Origin of the sequence: Pseudomonas sp. MWU13-3659 (assembly GCF_023757525.1) — a bacterium.
GTDB classification, from domain to species: Bacteria; Pseudomonadota; Gammaproteobacteria; order Pseudomonadales; family Pseudomonadaceae; genus Aquipseudomonas; species Aquipseudomonas entomophila_E.
The window spans coordinates 521,548-528,830 of record NZ_JAMSHW010000002.1 but is presented as its reverse complement, the minus strand read 5'-3'; the positions used below and the strand labels follow the sequence as shown (position 1 = coordinate 528,830).

Annotated in this window: 6 protein-coding genes; all 6 read right to left on the bottom strand. The window is 64.9% G+C overall.

The genetic code is table 11. The features are described from left to right. Window positions 1-384: MsnO8 family LLM class oxidoreductase (locus NGM28_RS05125; RefSeq protein WP_252088911.1), on the bottom strand; the 384-nt coding region annotated here is incomplete at its 3' end. Between the two features lie 188 nt (window positions 385-572). Beyond that, entirely contained in the window at window positions 573-1,484 is a 912-nt protein-coding gene (locus NGM28_RS05120) for a LysR family transcriptional regulator (RefSeq protein ID WP_252088910.1), read from the bottom strand. 60 nt (window positions 1,485-1,544) lie between these two features. Then, window positions 1,545-2,618, bottom strand: a complete 1,074-nt coding sequence (locus NGM28_RS05115) for a metal-dependent hydrolase (protein WP_252088909.1) — start codon at window positions 2,616-2,618, stop codon at window positions 1,545-1,547. A gap of 119 nt (window positions 2,619-2,737) precedes the next feature. Then, window positions 2,738-4,165, bottom strand: coding sequence for a sigma-54-dependent transcriptional regulator (locus tag NGM28_RS05110; RefSeq protein ID WP_240066078.1), 1,428 nt, complete (start codon window positions 4,163-4,165; stop codon window positions 2,738-2,740). Continuing rightward, window positions 4,134-5,627 carry a sensor histidine kinase gene (locus NGM28_RS05105; RefSeq protein WP_240066077.1) on the bottom strand — a complete coding sequence of 498 codons (1,494 nt, stop codon included), beginning with the start codon at window positions 5,625-5,627 and terminating at the stop codon, window positions 4,134-4,136. The genes NGM28_RS05110 and NGM28_RS05105 overlap by 32 nt, the downstream gene beginning before the upstream one ends. A gap of 207 nt (window positions 5,628-5,834) precedes the next feature. Further along, window positions 5,835-7,283: a sensor histidine kinase gene (locus NGM28_RS05100; protein WP_252088908.1), complete on the bottom strand. Its 1,449-nt coding sequence runs from the start codon at window positions 7,281-7,283 to the stop codon at window positions 5,835-5,837.

Here is a 7,283-nt window from a genome sequence, read left to right as displayed (position 1 = left end):
GTCACGCTCCGGCGCCACGCCGCGCAGGGCGCGCACAGTCGGGCCGGAGGTGCCGGGTGCGCGGCCCAGGCCCAGGTCGATGCGCCCGGGATGCAGGGTATCGAGGGTGCCGAACTGCTCGGCGACCACCAGCGGAGCATGGTTGGGTAGCATGATGCCGCCCGCACCGACGCGGATCTGCCGGGTGGCGTTGGCGATTTCATTGATCACCAGCGAGGTGGCGGCCGAACCGATACCGGGCATGTCGTGGTGCTCGGCGATCCAGTAGCGGCGATAGTCGTGCTGTTCGACATGGCGCGCGAGTTGGCGGGAAGCTTCGATCGCGTCAGCGAAGGTCTGGCCTTCGCCGATCATGACCAGGTCCAGTACGGACAGGGCAGTCATGGGGGCTCCTGAGAGAATACGGATGACTGCACAGTGTCGGAGGTGGGGGCCAGGGGATAAACCGGCTTGCCGGCCCGGGACTGGGGCCGGGAAATCCCCAATGGCCCTGTTCGCCGGCAAGCCGGCGCCTACGGATGACGGGCCAATACTCGTCGTGTAGGAGCCGGCTTGCCGACGAACAGACCGCACTAGACCTCCCAGGGCACGCCACCTTCCCAACGCGCCACCAGCAGGTCGATGAACCCTCGCACCCGCGGCGACAGGTGCCGGCGGCTTGGGTAGACGATGCGGATGGGGTCGGCGGGCGGACGGAAGTCATGCAGTACCTCCACCAATGCCCCGCTGCGCAGATCGTCCCCAGTGATGTAGGTCGGCAGGTGAATCAGCCCGAACCCCGCCCGCGCGCCGTCGAGCATCGCCTCGGAACTGTCGATGTTCAGCCGCCCTGGCTCTTCGCACAAGTGCAGGCCTTGCTCGGTGCGAAAACGCCAGGGGCTGGCCTTTTCCCCCGCCAGAAACGCGATCTTGTCGTGCCCGTACAAGTCCGCCGGCACCTGCGGGGTGCCATGTTGGCGTAGATACTCTGGCGAGGCGCAGGTCACGAACTGCTGCCAGGCCACGGTGCGGGTCAACAGTTGCGAGTCCTCCTTGGGCGCTCCGATGCGCACGGCCACGTCGACGCCCTCCTCGACCAGGTCGACGAAGCGGTCGGTGAAACGAATATCCGCGCGCAGCTCCGGCCACTGCTTCAGGTAGGCATCGAGAATCGGCAGCACGTGGCGCTGGCCGAACGACAACGGCGCGGTCAGACGCAAGGTGCCGGTGGGCTTGTTGCGGCGCTGGGCCATGGTGGTCTCGACCTCGTCCAGGTCGTCGAGGATCTGCCGCCAGCGCTCGAACGCCACCTGCCCCTCGTCGGTCAGGCTCAGCTTGCGCGTGGTGCGGTTGAGCAGGCGCACCGCCATGCGCGCCTCCAGGCGGGCGATGCTCTTGCCCACGGCCGAGCGGGTCAGCCCCAGGCTCGCCGCCGCGGCGGTGAAGCTGCCGGCCTTCGCGGCGCTGACGAAGGCGGCGATATCGCCGAAGCGGTTGGGTTCCATGGTTGGCTCCTGGACAAGACAAGGCCTGCTAGATGGGTGCGCTTGGGCCTATTGCAAGGGTCAGCGTACCTGAGACAGGTATTTGTCCATCCAGCTGGCCAGCGGCAAGGGTGGTTGCGGCTCGAGGATGCGCCGCCAGATCAGCTTGAGGTCCTCGGCATTGAACATGGAACTGACCCCAGCGCCAGTCCACGGCCGTGGCTGGATCGCAGCCCACTGCCCGGCCCCGTCGCGGCGGGCCATCTCGAAGCGGAAACTGTAATTGCCGGGGGTGCCCATGCGCAGGTCGCTGACCACCAGCGAGTCGCCCACCACGTCGTAGCGTAGCCAGTTGCCGGTGAACCAGCGCAGGCGTTCATACAGCGGCACGCCTTCGAGCACCTTCGCCGCCGCCAGGTTCAGCGGCTGGCGCTGCATTTCTGGCGACGCACGGTCGAACCAGCTGCTCACGCCCTCGTAGTAATCGCCCTCCGGCGTCTTCGCCAGCACCCGCCAGATCAGGCTGTTGAAGGCCAGCGGCACCGCACGCACCTCGCTGACGGCAATACCCTGCTGGTCCAGCGCCTGCTGGAAGCGGTGCTCGGCGGCCACACGCCCGGCCAGGCCGAAGCCCAGGTAGGCGGTGCTGAAGGCCAGCGCCAGCGCCAGCATCGGCATTGCCCTGCCGGCCAGGCCGCGAACCAGCGCGTAGCCCACCGCCAGCAGCAACGGCACGGTGTAGACCGGGTCGATGATGAACACCGCCGCCCAACTGGCCGGTATCGGCTGCAACGGCCAGAACAGCTGGGTGCCGTAGACGGTGAAGGCATCGAGGATCGGGTGGGTGACCAGCACCAGCCAGAACGCCAGGAAGGCCCTCGGCCAGGTGTAGCCCTTTTCGGGCCAGCGCCGTTGCCCCAGCCAGGTGACCAACAGGGCCAGCAGCAACGCAAGGCCGGTGAGCACGAACAGCGAATGGGAGAACCCGCGGTGGTAGGTCATCCGTGACACCGGATCGGCGTAGCGGATGACCACGTCGAGGTCCGGCAGGGTGGCCAGGGCGGCGCCATAGAACAGCGAACGACGGCCCTGGATGCGGCCCAGCACGGTGCCCTGCAGGGCGGCGCCGAGGACGGCTTGGGTGAGTGAGTCCAAAGGGAGGCTCCACAAGAATGATTCGCGGAACCTACCTGCATACCGTCAATCAGTGCAAATCGAGATGCCTGTACCGGCCCTGTTCGCCCGGCAAAGCCGGCGAACAGGGCCCAAAGACCTCACCACTGCCGCTTGTCCGGCCGTGCCAGCCCCAGTTTCTCGATCTTGTAGCGCAGCATGTCCCGTGACAGCCCCAGCAGGCGTGCCGACTTGGTGACATTCCAGTCGGTGCGGTCGAGGGTCCGGCAAACCATGTCGCGTTCCATGTCCGGGAGGCTGCCGGTCGTCTCCGGCTCATGCCGCGGGATGTCGAACGTGGGCAACGGCGCTGGCTGAGCCAGCGGCTCGTCCACCAGGGTCAGGCACAGGTTCAACTGATGCGCGCCGATCACCTCGCTGGGCGCCAGCAGCACGGTCTGCTCAAGCATGTTGCGCAGCTCACGCACATTGCCCGGCCAACTGTAACCCAGCATCAAGGCTTCCGCCTCGGCGGAAAAACGCAGGCCCGGCTTGCCATAACGCCGACCATGGTGGGCGAGGAAATGCCGGGCCAGGCGCAAGATATCCTGGCCCCGGGCATGCAGCCGCGGCACTTTCAGGGCAATGATGCGCAGGCGGAAGAACAGGTCGCGGCGAAACTTGCCCTGCTGCACCATCTGCTCCAGGTTGCAGTTGGTCGCGCTGATCACCCGCAAATCGACCTTGCGCTCCTTCACCGCGCCGATGCGGCGGATGGTGCGGTCCTCCAGCAGCTTGAGCAGCTTGGCCTGGAGCACCAGGTCCATCTCGCCGATCTCGTCGAGGAACAAGGTGCCGCCATCCGCCGCCTCTACCAGCCCAACGCGGCGCTCCTTGGCATCGGTGAACGCGCCCTTCTCATGGCCGAACAGTTCCGCCTCGAGCAGGTTGGCCGGGATTGATGCGCAGTTGAACTCGATGAACGGCCCCTTGGCGCGGCTGCCGTCGAAATGCAGGGCCCGCGCCACCAGCTCCTTGCCGGTGCCGGTCTCGCCCTCCACCAGCACCGGCGGCAGGTCGTCACTGGCCATGCGCCGCTCGGCGTCGAGCAACTGGCGCAAGGTGTGCTTGAAGTCGAGCATGGCCGGCGACTCGCCGATCAGCGCCTGCAGGCCGGACTTCTGCGCCTCGCGTTCCTGGTAGAACGACAGCGTGCGCTCCATGCGTTCGGTGGCCAGGGCCTTGTCCAGCATCAACTTGAGCTCGGCCAGCACCACCGGCTTGGTGAGGTAGTGGAAAGCCCCCTCCTTCATCGCCTGCACCGCGTCCTCGACGTTGCCGTAGCCAGTCATCATGATCACCTTGAGCTCCGGCGCCTGGGCGACCAAGGTGCGCAGCAGGTCGTGCCCGCTCATGCCGGGCAACGAGTTGTCGGTAAGCACCGCGTCGGGCCGGGCGCGCTGGATCTGCTCCAAGGCCAGCTCGGCACTGGAACACACCGAGACCTCGAAGCCCTTGAGGCTCAGGTAGGTGCGAATGTTGTCGGCGAGGATGTCGTCATCCTCGACCACCAGGATGCTGTGGTCCATGGTCCCCTCCCGCTGCAATGTTGAAAGTCAGGCTGACGCGGGTTCCTTCCTCGATGCGGCTGCTCAGTTCGACCGAGCCGCCAAAGCGTTCCATGATGCGTTTGACCAGGGCCAGGCCCACACCCAGGCCACCCTGCTTGGTGGTGAAGAACGGCTTGAACACCATGCGCCGCTGCTGCTCGGTCATGCCTTGGCCGGTGTCGCTGAGCACCAGTTGCGCCTGCCCGCTTTCCAGCACCTGCACCTCGGCGCCCAACTGCCCGCCGCTGGGCATGGCCTCCAGGGCATTGGCGAACAGGCTGTTGAGAATCTGGGTCAGTTGCAGCGGCTGGCTGGCGACCCACTGTTCGGCAGGCCCCTGCAGCCTGAACTGCACGGCATTGCGCTCGATCTGCGGGGCGAAGGCCTGGCGCGTGTCTTCGAGGGCGGCCATCAGGTCCACCGCCTCGGGCTCATCGCTGACCGGACGCAGCGACACCAGCAGGTCGCGGACCCAACGTGACATGCGGTCGACCTGGGTAATGATGTCGGTGATGTTGCGCTGCGCCTGCGGGTTGGCGATTTCCTGCGCGAGTTCGGCGCTGGAGCGGATGTTGGCCAACGGGTTGCGCAGGCTGTGGGCCACCGCCGAGGACATTTCGCCCAGGGCGGCATAGGTTTCGCTGGCCACCAGGCGGTCCTGCTGGTGGTGCAGCATGCCAGCCGCGCGGCGCACGATCCAGAACAGCCCGAAGTAGATCAATGCGCCGCCCACCAGGGTGGACGCCCAGATCAGCACATAGCCACGCTGGATGCGCCGCACCAGGTCCTGGGGTTCCTTGTAGATCTCGACCATCGCCAGCACCCGCTCGCCCTGGCTATCGAACAGCGGGATGTAGTTCTCAATGAACAGGTGCCGGGGTTCACGCTGGAATTTCTGCTCCTCGCGGTCCTCATCGGCCTTGTGATAGCTGGCCGAGACCGCCTTGCGCGAGCCGAAGGCGTGCTCGAGGTCGTCGTCCTCGTCGATGTGCTTGCCAATCAACTGCGGGTTGGTCGACCAGACCACCGTGCGATCACGGGCATAGACATTGGCCAGCAGCGTGTCGGGCAAGTGTTCCACATGGTCGAGGAACTCCACCCGGGTCGACTCCGCCAACGGGGCGCCGAACTGCAGGTGTTGCTGGTCCAGCCGCGGGTCGAGCAGCTCGCCCATGGTGGTGCCTGGCGGCAGTTGGGAGTGGCGGACCTCGGCCTGGGCCATGGCCTGGATGAACTGGGCAGTCAGCATGGCATCGCGCTCGACGCTGTCGCGCACCACGAAGCGGGTCGACACATAGCCCAGGCCACCGGCCACCGACGCGATGATCAACAGGCTGATCAGGGAGAACCAGCGCAGCAGGTTGAATTCGTGCAACGGCACGGTCCCCCCAACGGAGGGGCCACGGGTGCTGTCAGGGGTTTCGTTCTCCAGCGTCTGCATAGCTTCGTTCCCGCCTGGACGCCTGTTCGGGGCCACTGATACATAGCAGCAAAAAATCAGCCAAAAATACTTTCTCTACAAAAAACAGATGCTTATATGATTTTATTAATTCTATTTATAGAAAAACCCCCACATTCGGGGAAAATCAATTTGCGAAATTAATTCATTAAAAATCATGAAGTTATAATTCAAATCGCATAATTTACTTCACCCAGAAACCAACCTGAAACTCAGCGACACCCGGGTACCGGAGCCGGGATAGCTACTCAAGCGCACCGAACCACCGAAACGCTCCATGATCCGCTTGACCAACATCAGCCCCACCCCCAGGCCACCTTGCTTGGTGGAAAAGAACGGTCGGAAGGCCATGCGCTGTTGTTGTTCGCTCATTCCCTTGCCGGTATCGGAAAGGCGCAAGGTCAGGTTGCGCCGGTCCCGCCGAATCACCTCGACACGCAGGTCGCCCCCCTCGCCCATCGACTCCAGGGCATTGGCGATTAGGCTGTTGAAGATCTGCGCAAGCAGCGCCGGCTGCCCCAATACGCGCACGCCTGGCAGTTCCGGCAAGTGCACGCGTACCCGCCCCCTGCTCAGCGGCGCGGCAAACACCTGGAAGCTTTCTTGCAACACTTGCCCCAGGTTTACCGGTACCGCTTCGTCATTGAGCGGTCGCAGCGACTGCAGCAGCTCCCGCACCCACTGCGACATACGGTCGACCTGGCTGATGATGTCGTTGACGTGCCGCTGCGCCGGCCCCTCGTCGAAGGCCTGGGCCAGTTCGGCGCTGGAACGGATGCTCGCCAGCGGGTTGCGCAGGCTATGGGCCACCGCTGACGACACCTCGCCCAACGCCACGAAGGTTTCATTGCCGATCAGCCGCTTCTGCTGCACCGCCATGATCCGCGCGGCCCGGCGCATGATGCCGTACAACCCGACATAGACCATGCCGGCCCCCACGGTGATGGCCAGCCAGATCAATATCAGGCCATGCTCGATGCGCACGATCAGGTCGTGGGGCTCCTTGTAGATTTCCACCATGGCCGTGACCTGCTCGCCGTCGGCGTCGAACAGCGGGATGTAGTTCTCGATGAACAGTTTTTCCGGCGGCGTGATGAACTTCTGCTCGCTGCGCACCTGGTCGAAGTCGTGATAGCTGGCCGACACCCGCATCTTGTATTCGAAAGCCTGGTCAAGGTCGTCGTCGGCCTGGATCAGCTTGCCGATCAGCGCCGGGTTGCTCGACCAGATCACCGTGCGGTCGGGCGAGTAGATATTGGCCAGGAGCATGTCCGGCAGGTGGGCGATATGGTCAAGGAATTCGCCCCTGGCCTTGCGCCGGGCCTCGGGATCGACGTCTGGCAATGTCTGGTCGAGGCGAGGGTCGAGCAACTCGCCCATGGTGCGCACATTGGGGATCGACACGTGGCGCACTTCGGCGTCGGCGATGGAGGTGATGAACTGGGCGGTGAGCAGCGCGTCGCGCTCGACGCTCTCGTCGATGATGAAGCGGCTGGAGATCAACCCCAGCCCAACGGCCACCGAAACGATGAACGCCAGGCTGACCCAGGCGTACCAGCGCAACAGGTCGAACGGCCGCCGTGCCGCGCTGGCCTCGGCGGCGGGCATCAGTGTGTCGGGACGAGGGGCGAGGTCCAT